We start from the raw sequence: 17,668 nt of genomic DNA, 5'->3' as shown, positions 1-17,668 counted from the left end.
AATGAAGTGCGCAACAGACATAGAGGGAGCTTATGGATAAAGACACGGCACTAATCATTATTGATATCCAGGTTGGCATGATTGATGCGGATTCGGCGCATCATACAGAGGCATTAAACAATATGCAAACCCTGCTAAACAGGGCACGCGCAGCCGCTATCCCGGTGATCTATGTTCAACACGATGGCCCTGAAGGTCATGGATTAGAGGTCGGTAGCGCACGCTGGCACATACATCCAGCGATCGCTCCACTCCCCGGAGAGGTGATTATAAACAAACGAGCCTCGGACTCCTTCTATGACACGAATCTGCAACAGACGCTAAAAGACTATAGCGCCAGACGCCTGGTTGTGGCTGGGGGCCAGACCCAATATTGTGTCGATACGACGGTACGGCGAGCCACCACCTTTGGCTACAATGTGACGCTGGTGAGCGACGCCCATGTGACTTTCGATACTGAGTTATTGAACGAAGCACAGATTGTCGCCTTTTATAATCACACCCTGGACGGCTTTGCCTCCGACGACGCAGAGATCATCGTCCGACCGACCAGTACAGTTCTCAATTAATACAGTTGTCAATCTATCATTTAGCATACAGAGAGGTAGAAAAACATGACCGAACAAATAGCTAAAACCGAATTGTTACGACGCATGCAAGACGGCTACGAACAATTTACCGCCCTATTGGCCACCCTGAGTGAAGAGCAATTGACAACCCCTCATGTCAACGGCAAGTGGTCAATAAAAGATAATATTGCACACCTCAGCGCCTGGCAAAAACGCGTGATTGCCGTATTGGCTGCGATCCATAATAAAGAGACGACACTTCCCAATCCTACACCAGGCTTAAGCGAGGATGAGATCAACGAATTGTATTATCAAGCCAACAAAGAGCGCTCGCTGAGCGATATTCAGAACGAGTTCGCCACGGTCTATCAGCAGATCAAGGGTGCGGTAGAACTGTTATCAGAAGAAGAGCTCAACATGCCCCTCCCCCAATGGAAAGACCAACCGGTCTGGCCAAATATCGCAGGCAATACGTTTGAGCATTATCAAGAACACACCCAGATTATTCAAAATTGGTTGGCGAGCCAGCAGGTCTAGAAACAAAGAAGAGACACCATGACGATATCCATTTCACGGGAACAGGCAGCACGTTTGCTGGCAAACTATCATCTCACCCCAACTGATCTTCCAGGCGTCTTTGAACGCCTGGGGACAGTACAATATGATCCATTGAATCCAGTTGGCCGCAATGCCGATCTGGTTTTACAGGCTCGTATTCCAGGCTACCAGGTCGATGATTGGCAAAAGGCAGCGTACACTGACCGCTTGATCTATGATGCCTGGGATAAACAGGCCTGCCTGGTGCCTGCCAGTGATTGGATCATGCGCGCCCATACCCGTGAAATGTATCGTCCTTACCACGATCGTGAAATCATGCAGGCCGATCCCCAGACCGCGCCAGCTATCCTGGCGGCCATAGATGCGCAGGGGCCGCTCTCATCGCTAGAGTTTGAGGATCGCACCCGCATGGCTGACCAAAACTCCTGGTATGGATTGACCCATACCAAACGCGTCCTCCGTGCCATGTGGGTCAGTGGCATCCTGGTAACCCATCATCGCAAAAATGGACGCCACTACTATGATCGTCCTGAGCGTGTTATCCCCTCACACCATTATGATCTCGCACCTCTACCAGACACAGAAACATATCACCGCTGGATCATCGCGCGCCGTTACCAGGCGGCGGGCCTGCTACGCCCAAACGCCGAAGCCTGCGTCTGGAGCGCCTGTGGAACGACCGCCCACAGAAAAACAGCCCTGGCTCAACTGGTGGAAATGAGCACATTAATCCCTGTACTGGTCGGAGAGAAAAAATGGCCCTATTACCTGCACCGCAACGCCCTCCCATATCTGGACGCCCCCTTGCCCGAACCTCGCGCCACCTTCATAGGTCCACTGGACAGTCTGCTCTGGGATCGCAAAGCCCTGCAGCAAATCTTCTCCTTTGACTACCTCTGGGAAGTCTATAAGCCAGCGGCACAACGCCGCTGGGGCTATTATGTACTACCCGTCTTCTACCGAGACCGCTTCGTAGCGCGCCTCGACTCCCGGCTAAGTGGAAAAACCTGGACCATCCTGAACTGGTGGTGGGAAGCCGATTGTCATCCCGACGCCGACCTCTATCACGCCATCAAACAAACCATGCTCAACTTCCAACACTACCTCGGCGCCACAGAAACCCAGCTTCCCGACCACCTCGATCGCAACCTGCGCTAACCCCCTATATATCTTAATTAATTATTGCAGCAAATGTGCTCACCTCAATTATTTATTGCAGCAAATGTGCAAAGCACATTTGCTGCAATAAATAATTAAATGGTTCGGGCGCGCATGCGCACGTACGCAAGGGTGCAACACAATTTCTATGATGATGGTTTTCCATCACCATAGAAATAAAAAACCGGCAGCGACATACAGGCTGGATAGGCACAAGCAGAAATTTAGTATATAATAGAAAAAATCGACGAGCAGAATGTTAAAAAGCTCAAAAAAACCTGAACAACCTGTATGCAAACTCGTATGCGTCCACGCGTTGGTTACATTGAGGGGAGGTTATGGAAAAATACGATAGTAGGCATTTATTGTATCCATACATAGGTGGATATGCTTACAAGACACAGGCACAGCGAGTACACATATGTCACGCATTGTATTCTCCACCAGCGGCCTTACCTGCACCAATTTTTCGTCCTATCCAGGCACAGATACAAGTAGCTATATCGTGGTAAAAGTGTCAAAACTTTTTTGTCGTTCACGCAATAAAGATATATACTGTAGAAGAATGCTATGCAACAATTTCAGCGATCATCACCAACACGACAGATAGCGCAAGGCTCGGAAGAAATGACAGACGAGCAATCACCACCATATCATGCTAAAGACGAAGTGGATGAGGCCGCACGCGCAGCGGAACGCGCCCGCCTCCGGCAGGGAATTATGCATGTGCGGATCGACCATTTTTATTGCACGATGGAGGAGCTACTAGACCCAGCGTTGCGCGGACAAAGCTTCATCGTGGGCACAGGCACTGGACGTCCCAATGAACCAGGACGTGTGATCGACGTGTCTCCGGCAGCCGCACGATTAGGATTGGTCGCGGGCATGCCATTGCGCCGCGCCCATCGTCTGGCTCCTCGCACACGTTTCTTGCCAGCCTCATATGACCACTATCAACCTGTACTGCAGCAGTTAAAAGACCGCTATCGCGCGTATTCGCGCATCATCGAAACACTTCCAGTCTCCGACGCCTTCATCGATCTGCGCGGCTGCGAACTGCCATTTACCTCGCCAGTCATGCTGGCCGAACGACTCTGTGCAGAAATCGCCGAACTCGGCTTAAGTGCCATGATTGGGGTTGCCAATGGTAAATCAACAGCCGAGTTGGCAGCGTTAATGAGCCGCAAAGATGGTCGTCAGGGCGTGCTTTATATTCCTCATGGGCGCGAAGCTTCTTTTGTGCAGACGCTACCATTGTCGATACTCCTGCGCATGCGCGCGGCAGGTACCGGGCAAGCCACAGCCTTACCAGAGTTAAGTGAGAACAGCGAGAATAATGAGATTGAAGGGAAGACCGAACAGGTAGATCCCGTGGCCGTGGCCGAGATGGTAGCCCATCTGCGTGACTTCGGCATTACATCTTTCGCGCAAGTAGCTACCCTGACCGAAGAAGGCTGATCCGCCGCTTAGGGCAGCCAGGAGGCTGGCTTTACCGGGTAGCAATAGGAGAGGATGATAGCCTGGTGGTACCCGACGCGCCCCCCTTAAGCCAGAACGCTCGTGTACGCTTCCATCACCATGCTGATGCTGACGAGACCTGTAGCGCCCTGCGCAAACTGGCCAACTATCTGAGCGACCGTTTACAAGAACAACGCCTGAAGGGACAATCCATCGCGCTGATTCTATGGCCAAACCAGGTCCACCGTAATACACGCCGGCTTATCACCAATGATAATGGAGAAGAGATGGCCTTCACAGCAGCCGAGGAGACAATTAGTGGACAACTGCAGCTAGAACGGCATACTGACGAGGCTGACATCATTGCCCATCACAGCCTGATGCTCTTCGCCCATTACCATCGGGCTGGCACGCGCTATCTCCAGGTACAACTACGTATTGGAGATATGATCACCACAGCGCCAACAACCTATTATCCACCACCAGCACGTGCCCGGGGCCGATTGACACGCAAATTGTAAGTCGGTCCCCAGGCTCTCAAAAACCAATATTATGAACTTTTGGCCTCGTTACCAGCAAGTATCTGTTGCAATGACTCTAACTCTTTACGGCCACGAGCTTCAAGATCAGACTTCCATTCATCCTTATATTTACGCATGGTCTCTACCAGCGTCTTGGCAATTACCAGATTGCGATACCACTTATGATTGGCGGGCACAATATACCAGGGGGCTTCATCGGTGCTACACTGGCTCAAAGCATCCTCATACGCTTTTTGATAGTCATCCCAGTATTTACGCTCAGCAAAATCGCTACTAGAAATCTTCCAGGCTTTATCTTTATCATCCACCCGTGCCTGTAAGCGAGCCGTCTGCTCATCCTGGCTGATATGCAAAAAGAACTTGAGAATTATAGTTCCATTATCAGCCAGCAGTTTCTCAAAATGATTGATCGCCTTATAGCGATGACTCCAAACACTCTCAGGAACCAGGTTATGGACCCGCACAACCAGCACATCTTCATACTGAGAACGATTGAAAATACCCAGTACTCCCTTGGGAGGCGTTACATTGTGGATACGCCAGAGAAAATCGTGGGCCGCTTCCTCGGCAGTCGGCACTTTGAATGAATTGACGCGGCAACTCTGCGGATTCACATGTGAAAAGACATGGCGGATCGTACCATCTTTGCCGCTGGTATCCATACCCTGCAATATCATTAACACACTATGGTGCTGGGCGGCCGCCAGCAGTTCCTGCAACTCACCGAGTTCAGTACCCAGCGCCGCCAATGTCTCATCGGCATTATCATGCTTAAACGAGGGATGCACATAATCGGGATCGTACTTTTTTAATTTGACACTATCACCCTCGGAAACTTTCCATAAAAAGTCAGCACTCATTATGGCTCCATCCTTTCTCAATACAATAAGCTTATTTTTTTTATACTCATGGCAAGCCAAACAAGATACATACCAGGGCTCAACCCGCGCTGATCCTGGATAGATAAAAGTTAGCCCGGCAAGGGCATCGTGAAAGCCAGAGGCCAATGGATAATAGAGGGCAGAGGCTTTTTTGTCCCCATTTTATCCTCCCACTACGTCAAACTAAGTGTAAGCGCTGAACACCAAAGACAGCAAAAGAAGGATTTAACACGACTTTTGCGCCTTTAAGCGTAGAGTTTGAAACGTCTCAACTTATACAGGCGTTATAACTACGTATGCTTCTGTTAAAAATAGCTATGTTCCCTATATAATCGGCCCCGGAGCGTCAAATAATCTCATTATAAGCAAGGGGTTATGCATGTCACACGCACATGATACAGATAGTGCCGCCCAGAAACCTCTCCAGCCGCCTGATCAAACGACCAAAGCCGTGGCTTCGCTGACTGCTCCTCTCACCCCGGCTATTCCAGCAGATACAGCGCGGCATTCTTCAACAGCGTTGAATCCACTACCTGAGAGTGCGTATATCCTCTCTCAGCCCCAGGAGAATGACCTCCAGGACATAGTTGATATTCCAGATCAGGCCATCAGGAGAAAGCAGTTTCTGCAACAGGACCGCTATTCGCGGCGCCTGCGCCAGAAGATGCAGCGCACCATCATCCGTAGCTCACTTCAGAGGAAGAGGCAGCCATCTAAACTGGTCCTACTGAACCTTATTTTACTGAGCATTCTCGTTTTTGGTATTGTGTTGCCCATAGGATTTTCAGCGGGCTATTTGTTGCAGGCCTATGTTACCTTAAGCACGCTGAGCACCCATACTATCAGTGGCATTAACCACTTATATACGGTAAAAGATCTGTTTACTGCCCCACAACAGGACGGGAGCACGAATAAAAATCTACTGGATACCAGCAAGCTTACCAGGGCCCAGCATGAGATTACGGCGGCCCGACAGGATTTTCAGCAGGTACAGACCGTACTCGATAACACACCCTGGCTACAATCAATACCGCAACTGGCTCCGCAGCTAACACCTTATTTTACGACCGCGCATGCCGCCAGCCAGATAGGTATCGATACGACTACGATTGGGCAAGAAGTCGTGACAACCGGTCTTTTGCTGGCGCCCCAACTACAAGGCAGTTTGCTAAGCACCAGCAAAGCACCGCTGATCACCGAACCCCAATTCCAGCAGATCCAGTTAACATTTAATCGTATCTTACCGCACCTGGAAAGCATCCAAGCGCAAACCGGCCAACTTTCCCTGAATCTCTTACCACTCAGTGCGGCTACACGCCAACAACTGACGAGCTATATTCAGCTTCTACCCCAGGTAATTACTACCGCCAAAGAAAATCGCGACCTGGTTAATTCGCTTGGCTGGCTGCTGGGTGTTGATCAACCGCGCACCTTTCTGGTTCAGACAATGGATCGGGGTGAGCTACGCGCGACCGGCGGCTTTACCGGTCAATACGGGGAGCTAACCATCAAAAATGGACGGGTCGCTCCCTTTTCGCTACAGAACATCGCTTTATTGGAATACAGCGATAATAGTCCGACTTATGGCAACGTTGCGCCAGACGCCTATCGTTCCTGGTGGCCATTCGCCAACTGGGGACTGCGCGATGCCAACCTTTCAGCGGACTTTCCGACCTCCGCCAACCTGGAGATGGAGCGCTACAAGGCTGAAGTCAATCACCAGGTCGATGGCGTAATTCTTTTCACCCCTATTACCATAGAACACGTACTGAAGGCCACTGGACCAATTACGATTCCACGCTACCAGGAAACAATTACGACCCAGAATCTCGAAGCAAAATTGCATTACTATCAGTTGTCACATGCAGGGATCGTCAAAGAGAAGCGCATCGAACACATTAACGATGATGAATCCGCGCGTAAGATGTTCACTTCAGCGCTTGCGCATACGTTGATCGACCATATACGGCAGGCACCCATAAAAGAGCTACTGGGAATTGGCCAGCAGATGCTCAAAGATATGCAGACACGCGATCTACAGGTTTATGTCACCAATCCAACCGTGGAAAATATACTCAAGCGTGCTGGTGATGCCGGTGAAATGGATCGCTCCTCCAGGCGTGACGGACTCTATATAGTACAGACCAATGTCAGCGTGAGCAAGGCCTCTGAATTTGTAAAAACCACCTTCACTGAGGACGTACAGCTCGATAGCAGCGGCGGGGCTACCCATAACCTGACCATGTACTTTGATTATCAACAGACAGGGCCAGTCTATGGCTTTGATACCTATCGAGACTACCTGCGCATCTACGTTCCACCAGACGCCCGTTTCCGCTCTGGAAGTGGCATTGATAATGGCGATCCCTTATGCGGTGGCGTACTTGGCGCTTGTCCCAACACCAACGTCTATCCACATAGAGAACTGGTCTGTCCAGCGGGACAATATATAGCCGGCCAGGCCTCACCAATGCTCTACGACCAGTTTGTAGGTCAGGATCATCCATTAGATAAAGTGGGCGGCCCAACCAACTTCCAGAGCGATATGCCGCAGCGCGCCATGTTTGGTGGCTATGTGGTCATTCCAAAAAATTGTCAGGCAACCGTCAAGCTCTCCTGGTACGTACCGGCTCACTCGGTCCAAACATATCAATACTACGTGCAGCGCCAGGCGGGCACCAACCCTGATTATCACCTCACCATCCATCCAGCGAACTGCAAGGCTCAGGCTAAAGCCAGCAGCCAGTTTACCACAGACATGTCAAAAGATGTGCTCTTCAGCGCCAAAGTCGCAGCATCGACTACCTGCTAAACAATAATTACGTTGTGACAGCCATTGTGTTCGACACAATGGCTGTCACAACCACGCCTGCGCCCGTCCACAAACCCAGGGCTTTTAAATGTTCCTCTTTGGCGCCTGCGGCGCCGGATTGGGAGTGTGGAGTGTGTTTGATAGGCGGCCGCGGCCGCCTATCAAACACACTCCACACATGAAAGAATGTCCATCGTATTGCAGGTGGTGGGCGGCCGCGGCCGCCCACCACACACTCCACACCTGAAAGAATATCCATCGTATTGCTTGCCAGTGATCTCACTGCGATCTCTGGACGAACATGAAAAAGCCCAGCACAAGCCAGCACGAACTTTTCCGCTCATAGAACGTATGCTACAGTAGAGTTAGTTGTTTAATTATTATAATTTTTCTTAAGGAGTATCCGAGCATGCAGAGCCAGGAAGGTGACTATTCCAGCCAGGAGCACAAAGTAACTCCTGTAGCAGGACATACAATCAATAATGATCCACGTGAACAGCCATCGCCACTGTCGTCCATCCCACCTTATACATATCAGGAACGCAGTTATGAAGATGGATATACGAGCCAGTATACTCAGGATGATGCCTGGTTTCGTGAGGCAGAGGGCGAAAAACTACGGCCGCAAGCTGAATCACGGCGCGGCATGCGAGGCATCCTATCAATCCTGGCGGTACTCTTTATTGGTATCATCATCGGCAATCTGATCCATGTCATAGGTGGCTGGATAATCTGGACAGCGCTGATAATAATAGTGCTGGCAGGTGCCACCCTGATAGCCAGCAACTGGCGTGTCATTACTATTCCCATGCCAGTTGAGACATTCCCCATTCAAGAGCACGCCCAGCTTATTGTCAATAACTTCTCTGGCACCATCTCTGTACGCAAGGGGAACAGAGCGAGATCACCGTCACCCCGACCAAACGTATCAGCGGCCCATGGGCCACGGCAGATAGCATACCGGTTCACTATAGCCAGCAAGGTGATCATATTGCGGTTGGCAGTGAGCTACACTGGGCGCCATGGCAATTCGGCTTTCGCAGCATCGACCTGGAAATCACAGTACCACAATATACTGATCTACAGATCAAAAACGGCTCCGGCAATGTGAGCGCCCAGGAGATAACTGGCGATATCAAATTGCGCACTGGCAGCGGCTCGATCCTGCTCAATGCCTTGCAGGGTCAGTTAGCAGTCATCACCGGCAGCGGTTCTATAAGTGCGAATAATGTGGTGGGCAGGGTCGAGATGCGCACTGGCAGCGGCGGCATTAGTACCAACCATGTACACGGCGCAGCGATACTCAAAACGGGTAGCGGGACTATCGCAGGCACAGACATGGCAGGGCAGATCCAACTTAAGACGGGGAGCGGCGTTATTCAGGTTGAACAATCTATGCTCAATGGCAGTTCAAGCCTCAAAACCGGCAGTGGCTCCATCAGTTTCGCTGGTGCCCTCGATCCCACAGGTAACTATCAACTGCGCACCGGCAGCGGCTCCATCAATCTCCGTCTGCCGGCTGAAGCAGCCTTCAGCCTCCATGCCGCCACCGGCTCCGGTGGAGTTATCAATGAATTTGGTCCGAACGAAGTCGGAAGTAGTCCACGAGCCCAGTTAGATCTAAAAACTGGTAGCGGCGGCATTAGCATCCAGCGCAGCTTCTAAGCTAACCAGCCACACTGACCATCCCTGTTTTATTGGGATGGTCTTTTTTATTACCACGAAATCACGTTACCCACCTGCTTTTCCGCAACATTTCTCGCACGCAAAGGATCACCTCGTCAGAAAGACACAGGCAAACGTTGTGGGGTATAGATAACAGCCAGAAAAGATGAGCTTCCAATATATCTCTTTGCAAACTGTATTATCTTTCAGAGGTAACAGCATGTCTGAAGTCCAGAAGAAAAATAAATTAAATTATAAAGCATTATCAGGCCACGCTAGAGCCATAACAGACAGGATCAGGCTGGCACTGCCATATTACAAAGATCTGGGGCAACGCTCTCTAGCGAAACACACAAACGGCGCCAGGACATATCTGATCCAGGGAAAAGGTAAGGTACAACAGACAACGCACCGGGCAAATGCACGCTTCCAGCAATTATCACGCTCGACCAGGATCATCCTGGTACTGCTACTGCTGTTTCCATTCAGTCTGACTCTGTTGGGGGACTGGATGCACTGGTGATCTATAGCCAGGCCCGCAGCGGCATACAGCACCTTTACGCGCTCAAAACGCTCTTCACTGAATCCCCACGGCACACCAGGGGATTTTTTGATGCCACTCAGGTACAGGCTGCACAGCAGGAGATGTTAGCCGCCCATCACGATTTTATCCGCTTAGAACAGAAATTGAGCAACGATCCAGCAATTACATTGACATCAGGATTATTGCCACAGCAGGTGACTTCATTACGCGCCCTCAGCCAGATAGGAATCGATGCAACCGCTATTGGACAACAGGTCTTACACACATTGCCAGAGCTAGCTCCTGCCTTGTATGGCTCAACCCAGGCCAATATTGAGCAGCCCCTTGTAACCCAACATACCCTGGATCTATTGCGCCAGAGCTTAGACTATGCATTACCACATATCGCAAATATCCAGTCCCAGGCAACGCAGGTTACACCTGAGACCCTCCCCATCAACGCGCAACAGAGGCAACAGCTCACAGATTTATTACAGGCCATTCCACTGGCGCACAGCGGCCTGCTAGAGGTACGCGAACAGCTTAATGCCATTGGCTGGCTATTGGGCGTCGACAGCCCACGCACCCTGCTCATCCAAACCATGGATCGAGCCGAAATTCGTCCCACAGGGGCTTTACGGGCCAGTTCGGCGAATTGTCCATCAATCATGGGCGCATAGCACCATTTGCACTGAAAGATATCGGGCCAATAGAAGAAAATAATCCAACCAGCCGGGTACGAGGCAATCATCCTCCCGCTCCTTTCAACTGGTGGCCCATCGCCAACTGGGGACTACGCGACTCTAATATTTCAGCGGACTTCCCAACTTCAGCCCGCCTGGCGATACAGACCTATAAAAGTGAATTCGACACCACGATCGATGGCGTGATTCTTTTCTCGCCATTATTGATCAGCCGTGTCATTCAAACATTGGGGCCTATCACTATTCCTCTGTATAATGAGACCATCACGGCCCAGAATTTAGAGGAACGACTGCATTATTACCAGTTGGATAATCAGGGCATTTTAAAAGAGGTGATTATCGAGAAAATTAAACAGACACCAGCCAATCCACAGATTGCAGGCAATCAGGCCCGTAAATTGTTCACCAAACGGCTCTCAAACGCTCTGATGGATCGCATCCGGCATGCCTCGCCATATGAGATGATCGCGCTGGCCCGTGAAATGCTACGCGATTTAAAAACCAAGGACCTGCAGATCTATATCAGCAATCCACAGCTTCAACAACTGCTCGGTAAGTATGGCTCAACCAGTGAAATTGATCGCTCACTTAAGCATGATGGACTTTATATAGTGCAGGCCAATCTTAGTACCAGCAAAGCCTCGCAATACATCCAGACCAATATTCAGGATACGGTAACGCTAGATGCCAGCGGCGGCGCCACCCATCTCCTAAAGCTAGGCTTGATCTATACTCAAATCGGGCCGGTCTATGGCTTCGATACTTATCGAGATTATGTACGCATTTATGTTCCACCCAACAGTAAACTACTCTGGAGTAACGGTTTTGATGCTGGTTACAACCATGCCTTCTGTGGAACGTACGGCTATCCAGCTTGTCCACAGTACAATATCTACGGCAATGGCGCACTGATGTGTCCACCAAACATGGCCCAGGCAGGCTTTGCGACCTGGTTATTAAACGATCCTTACTATTCCGAGCTGCACCCGATGAATCGCATCGGTCCACCCACCAACCTGGAAAGTGATGAACCAGAACGTGCCATGTTTGGCGGCTGGGTTATCATTCCCAAAAATTGTAATATGACCGTAACCCTTTCCTGGTACGTGCCCCCAATGGGAAAGAATCACTATAGTCTACTTATCCAACGTCAACCCGGCACCCAGCCGCTAGTAGATCTAACCATCCTACCAACCAGCCAGGGTTGTAGCACCCTGCGCACCGCTGGGCTGCACGTTCAGGGCATCATGGGGACCGAAGATAGCAGCTTTACACCGCCCCCGGCAGCAACAAATTATAGCTGCACTATGCTATCCCACGCATAGATATCAACCTTATACAGACCATAAGAAAAAACATCTATTTATTTTTTAGCCACATTAACGACAAAATAAGCACACATACATGGTATAATGGGGTATATTTTTTCCTCGCCCTGTCTAATATCGATGTTAACAAAAACAATCTCTTATAATCCGAACTATTGACACATAGAGGTTAAGACACGTATACTGCTTTTGCCGAGAACTCGTGTGTGTTTTTGTAGCAGTCGTAGATATTACGATTGACGGGAAGATTGTGGAAGAGAAGTATTCATGGAACAACCAGCCCTATTAAGCATCATACGTACTGACGCAAATTACCGGTTTCGTCTTGATCTTCCCGATGGCCCAATAGGCCAGGAGTATAGCACGGACCTCACGTCTGAGTTACGTGAACGTTTACGACGCGCTTTACAAACAGTCAATCCGACCGGTCAAAATAGCGATGTGCGTCGCCCATCCCACTCTCAAAAGTCCGGGCCAACCAATGATGCATTACTTACGTTAGGTCGTTTTCTTTTCGACTCATTACTCCCGGTGCCACTCCAGGAAACGTTACGTCGACTCGACTCCGCGTTAATTATTAGTACTAATACGCCTGATATTCCCTGGGAATTACTGTACGATAACAACACAAAATCCAGGCGCTATATCTGCCAGGCACTAAGCGTTGGGCGTCTAGTTCTCCAGGATCGTGAGAATACGCAACGCACAGCCAGCCTCGATCGCGTGACCAGAAATAAGGCCAATAAACGCGAGACGCAGGGACTTTCGGTACTCTTTTTAGTAAATCCTACCAGCGAGCGACCAGCAGCGGAAGAAGAAGTTGCCTCTCTCTGCACGAGCTTACCAGAGTCAGTGACACGCATTATTTTGTATCGCCAGCAAGCCAACCAGCTAGAAATGCGTGTACGCATCAGCTCAGAGACTCCCCATGTATTGCATTACGCTGGTCCACTACCTGTTAATACAGCTAATGATGAGCCAGCACTCGCGCTGGCAGGGAACGCACGCCTGGACGGGACAGCCCTGGAACAACTCCTGCAGGGACTCCCCAAACATCCATTGGTTTTTCTCAGTTATCATGAGGAAGAACGCCCTAATCGCAATGCAACAGGTCCCCAAAATAATGCGCTGGATCGCGATGAGCAGATGGAACAACTGGCGGGCTCCATTTTAGCAGCCGGCGCAGGCGCCGTTGTAGTACAGCGCTGGCAGATCCCAACCAATCGTGCACGCGAGTTTATGATGCTCTTCTATCAGGATATCGCAGATGGCGTGGCACTGGGAGAGGCTATCCGCCGGGCACGTATCGCGATGGCACAACACTACGGAGATGATACCTCCTGGCTCTCATTTGTGCTCTATGGAGACCCAACGCAGCGCCTGGTGGTGAGCACGCTATCCAATAAAGAACGCCAGTTTGAGCAGCATATCGACCCGTTCGACGATAGTCAACTGATGTCACCGCTGCTGTCGTCAGGCAGTGCGCCCGATCGACGTTTTATGAAAGCCGTGCTGGAGTTTGCGCTGGGTGAGGCGCGCCGCATGCACAAGGACTACCTGGGAACGCCACACCTGTTTATCGCGTTAACCAAACTGGATGGGGGTTGCACGCAGGATGCCCTGCGCAATCTGGGCTTCTCCCCCAAGCAGGTACGCGATGTTATTCGCCTGGCCCTGGGCTCGGGCAAGGCCACCAGCGAGACACCCATTCTACCCACCCGGCGCTGTAAAGAGATCTTACAGACAGCCGAAAACAATGCGCTCAACGCGGGCTCAAACTCAGTCGATGAGCGAGCAATCGCCCAGGCCGTCTTAAGCGAGGGCGATGGTGTAACCCACGAATTGCTAACCAAGCTAGGCATCAATCCCACGCAGTTAATCGAGATGATCCTTGCCAGCAATGCACACGCCCTGCTCGAACTGGTCCCCTCGGCAAACGCAAACCCTGATCAGTCAGCCGATGAGCTACCAGGAGCAATCAATCCGGATGTCATCGCCAAGGGAGGCAACTCGGCGCTGGAAAAACTGGGACGCGATCTGACCAAACAGGCCAGCAATAAACAACTGACCCCCTTGATCGGGCGCGAAAAAGAGATCCGGCAGTTGATGCAGACCCTGATGCTAAAAGATCGCAACAATCCAATCCTTATCGGCGACTCGGGCGTGGGTAAAACAACGATCGTCGCGGGCCTGGCGCAGCGCATCGTCGACGGAAAGGTGCCACCTGAACTGCGCAACAAACGTTTAATAGAGCTATCCGCCAGTTCATTGGTCGCAGGCACCAAGTACCGAGGTGAGTTTGAAGAGCGTCTGCTAAAGGTGCTGGAGGAGGCCGAAACCAGCGGCAACATCATCCTCTTCATCGATGAGATGCATCTCTTAATTGGTACCGGACGCGCAGCCGATGGCAGTATCGATGCCGCCGGTATTCTCAAACCAGCTCTGGCCGGAGGTCGCTTACGCTGTATCGGAGCCACCACACCCCAGGAATATCGCCTGATCGAAAAAGATGCCGCCATGGAACGCCGACTGCGGCCAATTATGATCGAAGAACCTACCCCTGAGGATGCTTTGGTAATCCTGCAGGGTATGCGTGACCTCTATGAGGAACATCACCACGCCTCAATTGCTGATGAGGCATTGCAGGCGGCCGTAAATCTATCGGTGCAATACTTACCCAATCTGCGCCTGCCAGATAAAGCCTGTAGCGTGCTGGATGAAGCTTGTTCACAGGCGCGCGTCTTCTCAATAGAGGATGAATCACAGGAACAGGATGATCTGGATGAGATCGGTGCACAGCCAGTGATTACCGCAGCCATGATTGCGGAGGTAATCTCTGCCCGCACCGGCATTCCTGTACGCGCACCAGGACGTGAGGAGCGGGACCGTCTGTTGAGTCTGGAATCGCGCCTCAAATCACGTGTGATCGGCCAGGACGAAGCGGTCAAACGTGTAGCCCAGGCTATCCAGGTCGCACGAGCAGGCCTCAAGCCACGCAATCGTCCAGCAGGTGTATTTATGTTCTTAGGACCAACCGGCGTTGGTAAGACCGAACTGGCGCGCGCGCTGGCTGCCGAGGTCTTTGGCTCCGACGAGCATCTAATCCGTGTGGATATGTCGGAGTACATGGAGAAGCACGCCGTCTCACGCATGATTGGAGCACCTCCTGGATATGTAGGCTATGATCAAGAAGGCCAGTTGACGGGGAAACTACGCAGACGTCCACACTGCGTGGTCCTGCTTGATGAGTTGGAAAAGGCTCACCCAGAGGTCTTTGACCTGTTCTTGCAAGTCTTTGATGCTGGTCGCCTGACAGATGCCCAGGGTCATACCGTGGATGCCCAGCACGCCATCTGGATTATGACCTCGAATGTCGGAACGGATATGCTTGGTCGCTCTATGCCCAGTGGCTTCCGCGCCAGTATTAAAGAGACGGCGGAAGAGATGCAACGCGACCGCTTAATGGAGCGTTTACGGCAAACCTTCCGCCCAGAGTTCCTGAACCGTATCGACGATGTAGTGATCTTCCATCCCCTTAATCAGATGCAGACTCACTCCATTACTCAGCTACAGATCAATGAACTGGGTGCACGACTATTAGAGCAGGGACTGGTCCTGCATGCCGACGATAGTGCGATCGACCTGCTCTGCAAGGAAGGCTTCAGCCAGACACAGGGAGCCCGTCCACTACGCCGCGTTATTGAACGTCTGCTGACGGTGCCTTTGAGCCTGCGCATCCTATTGGCGAATATTCCTCAGAATGGCGAGGTACACGTCAAAGCTGTAGATGGAAAGCTAGAGATAGATATTCGCGAACCGGCTGCCCCGGTGGAGGCGCCCATTGATGAGCAAGTAGAAGCGCACTAACACACATTTCATTAGCAACATTGACGCGCATCTCCAGGGAGGCACGTCAATGTTGCTAATGGGATTTCTTAAAAGGATGGTTGCCATATTTATAAATGTAGCCAGCCGTATCAAATTTGCGTTTCATACCATCGGCAGACATATAGCGGATCAGGCCAAAGATTGGCCGCTCCTTCCATGGCCTATCATGCAACCCACCAATAGCCCAGTTGATACCAACATAGCCACTCGCATCCCGACCATCCAATTCGTACTTGTCATTCAAGTAGACCGCAATCGCAAAAGCCTCCTCCGGCGTCTCGGTCCACTCCAGGATCTTTTTCCCCAGTACATACGCATGTAACCGTGCATACGGCCGCTATTGACCATCTCTAGCTGGCAGGCATTCCAGAGCTCATCGTGCGTCTCAGCCCGTTCTAATTCTTCCTGCGTATACACCCATTCACGAGGATCTTGCTGGTGCTTGCGCAAGGTTTTAAGGCCCCAATCCGGACAGCCCTGCAGGGTATCGTAATGGGGATTATGCCAGGCGAAGTTGATAGCCAGTTCACGACGTACAATCAGCTCTTCCAGATAGGCTGCCCGTCCACCAGTAATATCAATACTGGCACTTCCGGTCTCCGGTGGCTGATATTGCTCTACATCCCAGGCCAGCTGCTGCACTGAAATCTGCCCAAAGTGTAGATAAGGAGAGAGCTCGCTGGTTCCAGCCTGCAAAGGATCATTGCGGCGCTCAGAATAGTAATACAAACGCTCATGCAATAGGCGCTGAATAGCTTTACGCCCTTCATCCTGCCCTCCCTGCAGCAGAGACGATGGGGCAACACTGCGATCGATCTTCAACGTCTCCAGGTACTTCAGAGGCTCACCAATCTGTCCGGGATCAACCGGGGCTTTAGACAACTTATGCTCTATATGCAGGTCGACGACAGGCTGCAGGTAGGTCGGCAAAAGGCGCTCAATTTTTGGGCGCAGCGTACGTGCAGCATACTCGGCTTTAGGGAAAAACCTGGTCGGCACCACCACATCCCCATCTACACAGGCAAAAGGCACATGCAGATGCTCTTTGACCTCCTGGCGCCAGATTCGGGGAGTACGCAACTCACATTCATCACAAATGACGGCGGCCACGGACAACTCACGCGCCAGTTGTACGACCTCCTTAGCTGGATCACCACGGCGAAGTAACAAAGGCGTTCCCCGGCGCTGTAGATCGCGGGCAGCCACCGCCAATCCTTCTAGCATAAAAGTATAGTGGCGCACATTAGCCGCCGGATACTCGGTCAACACAAACAGCACAACCACTGGTAGCTTGAGCTGATTGCCCAGCGCAATCGCCGCGTTCAACGCTGGATTATCGCGCCCCCGTTGTGAATGCTGCATCCAGTACAAAACATATTTCCCCTGCTCATCACAGTCACCGGGACGATAGATCTGTACGCGTTCATCCTGAGCAAAAAAAGAATTAATATTGGTAGTAGCCAAGAATCTGTTCCTCCACATTCCCAACCAATCAAGAAGTTTGTGAATAGAGACGCTGCCACAGCCTATAAGAGGGTAAAAAACGGAGAAGAGATAGATACGCCAATACATCGTATCCATC

Annotated in this window: 14 protein-coding genes; 11 read left to right on the top strand and 3 right to left on the bottom strand. The window is 51.2% G+C overall.

The window, feature by feature from the left end:
* Positions 1–32 precede the first annotated feature (32 nt).
* From EL645_RS16630 to EL645_RS16610, 5 genes are all read left to right on the top strand, one after another.
* Positions 33–569, top strand: a complete 537-nt coding sequence (locus tag EL645_RS16630; protein ID WP_126551557.1) for a cysteine hydrolase family protein — start codon at positions 33–35, stop codon at positions 567–569.
* Positions 570–614: 45 nt separating this feature from the next.
* Positions 615–1,106 (top strand): ClbS/DfsB family four-helix bundle protein, encoded by a 492-nt coding sequence (locus EL645_RS16625; RefSeq protein WP_126551556.1) that lies wholly within the window; start codon positions 615–617, stop codon positions 1,104–1,106.
* A gap of 18 nt (positions 1,107–1,124) precedes the next feature.
* The gene (locus EL645_RS16620) at positions 1,125–2,285 is read left to right on the top strand and encodes a DNA glycosylase AlkZ-like family protein (RefSeq protein WP_126551555.1); all 1,161 of its coding nucleotides are present in this window, start codon (positions 1,125–1,127) and stop codon (positions 2,283–2,285) included.
* 570 nt (positions 2,286–2,855) lie between these two features.
* Positions 2,856–3,743, top strand: a complete 888-nt coding sequence (locus EL645_RS16615) for a DNA polymerase Y family protein (RefSeq protein WP_126551554.1) — start codon at positions 2,856–2,858, stop codon at positions 3,741–3,743.
* A gap of 65 nt (positions 3,744–3,808) precedes the next feature.
* Positions 3,809–4,264 (top strand): DinB/UmuC family translesion DNA polymerase, encoded by a 456-nt coding sequence (locus EL645_RS16610; protein WP_161977417.1) that lies wholly within the window; start codon positions 3,809–3,811, stop codon positions 4,262–4,264.
* A gap of 29 nt (positions 4,265–4,293) precedes the next feature.
* On the opposite strand, the gene EL645_RS16605 is transcribed toward EL645_RS16610, so the two are convergent.
* Positions 4,294–5,145, bottom strand: coding sequence for a polyphosphate kinase 2 family protein (locus EL645_RS16605; RefSeq protein WP_126551552.1), 852 nt, complete (start codon positions 5,143–5,145; stop codon positions 4,294–4,296).
* Positions 5,146–5,545: 400 nt separating this feature from the next.
* Between EL645_RS16605 and EL645_RS16600 the strand changes: the two genes are divergently transcribed.
* From EL645_RS16600 to EL645_RS16580, 6 genes are all read left to right on the top strand, one after another.
* Positions 5,546–7,978: a DUF4012 domain-containing protein gene (locus tag EL645_RS16600; RefSeq protein WP_126551551.1), complete on the top strand. Its 2,433-nt coding sequence runs from the start codon at positions 5,546–5,548 to the stop codon at positions 7,976–7,978.
* A 903-nt stretch (positions 7,979–8,881) separates the two neighbouring features.
* Positions 8,882–9,643, top strand: a complete 762-nt coding sequence (locus tag EL645_RS16595; RefSeq protein ID WP_126551550.1) for a DUF4097 family beta strand repeat-containing protein — start codon at positions 8,882–8,884, stop codon at positions 9,641–9,643.
* Between the two features lie 220 nt (positions 9,644–9,863).
* Positions 9,864–10,166: a hypothetical protein gene (locus tag EL645_RS16590; RefSeq protein WP_126551549.1), complete on the top strand. Its 303-nt coding sequence runs from the start codon at positions 9,864–9,866 to the stop codon at positions 10,164–10,166.
* A complete protein-coding gene (locus tag EL645_RS39340) occupies positions 10,163–10,846 on the top strand; it encodes a hypothetical protein (RefSeq protein ID WP_161977416.1) in 684 nt (227 codons plus the stop codon). Before EL645_RS16590 ends, EL645_RS39340 begins: the two co-directional genes overlap by 4 nt.
* Positions 10,822–12,195, top strand: coding sequence for a DUF4012 domain-containing protein (locus EL645_RS16585; RefSeq protein WP_161977415.1), 1,374 nt, complete (start codon positions 10,822–10,824; stop codon positions 12,193–12,195). Before EL645_RS39340 ends, EL645_RS16585 begins: the two co-directional genes overlap by 25 nt.
* A gap of 270 nt (positions 12,196–12,465) precedes the next feature.
* Positions 12,466–16,065 (top strand): AAA family ATPase, encoded by a 3,600-nt coding sequence (locus tag EL645_RS16580; protein ID WP_126551547.1) that lies wholly within the window; start codon positions 12,466–12,468, stop codon positions 16,063–16,065.
* Positions 16,066–16,120: 55 nt separating this feature from the next.
* On the opposite strand, the gene EL645_RS16575 is transcribed toward EL645_RS16580, so the two are convergent.
* Positions 16,121–16,330, bottom strand: coding sequence for a hypothetical protein (locus EL645_RS16575; protein ID WP_126551546.1), 210 nt, complete (start codon positions 16,328–16,330; stop codon positions 16,121–16,123).
* The gene (locus EL645_RS16570) at positions 16,327–17,550 is read right to left on the bottom strand and encodes a deoxyribodipyrimidine photo-lyase (protein ID WP_161977414.1); all 1,224 of its coding nucleotides are present in this window, start codon (positions 17,548–17,550) and stop codon (positions 16,327–16,329) included. Before EL645_RS16570 ends, EL645_RS16575 begins: the two co-directional genes overlap by 4 nt.
* Between the last annotated feature and the right edge of the window lie 118 nt (positions 17,551–17,668).

Origin of the sequence: Dictyobacter kobayashii, assembly GCF_003967555.1 — a bacterium.
GTDB lineage: Bacteria > Chloroflexota > Ktedonobacteria > Ktedonobacterales > Ktedonobacteraceae > Dictyobacter > Dictyobacter kobayashii.
This window is presented reverse-complemented; position numbering and strand designations above follow the sequence as displayed.

Coding starts and splice junctions, on each gene's coding strand:
- EL645_RS16625 (WP_126551556.1), top strand. CDS start 615: ATGACCGAACAAATAGCTAAAACCGAATTGTTACGACGCATGCAAGAC.
- EL645_RS16590 (WP_126551549.1), top strand. CDS start 9,864: ATGTCTGAAGTCCAGAAGAAAAATAAATTAAATTATAAAGCATTATCA.
- EL645_RS16580 (WP_126551547.1), top strand. CDS start 12,466: ATGGAACAACCAGCCCTATTAAGCATCATACGTACTGACGCAAATTAC.
- EL645_RS16600 (WP_126551551.1), top strand. CDS start 5,546: ATGTCACACGCACATGATACAGATAGTGCCGCCCAGAAACCTCTCCAG.
- EL645_RS16605 (WP_126551552.1), bottom strand. CDS start 5,145: ATGAGTGCTGACTTTTTATGGAAAGTTTCCGAGGGTGATAGTGTCAAA.
- EL645_RS16615 (WP_126551554.1), top strand. CDS start 2,856: ATGCAACAATTTCAGCGATCATCACCAACACGACAGATAGCGCAAGGC.
- EL645_RS16620 (WP_126551555.1), top strand. CDS start 1,125: ATGACGATATCCATTTCACGGGAACAGGCAGCACGTTTGCTGGCAAAC.
- EL645_RS16630 (WP_126551557.1), top strand. CDS start 33: ATGGATAAAGACACGGCACTAATCATTATTGATATCCAGGTTGGCATG.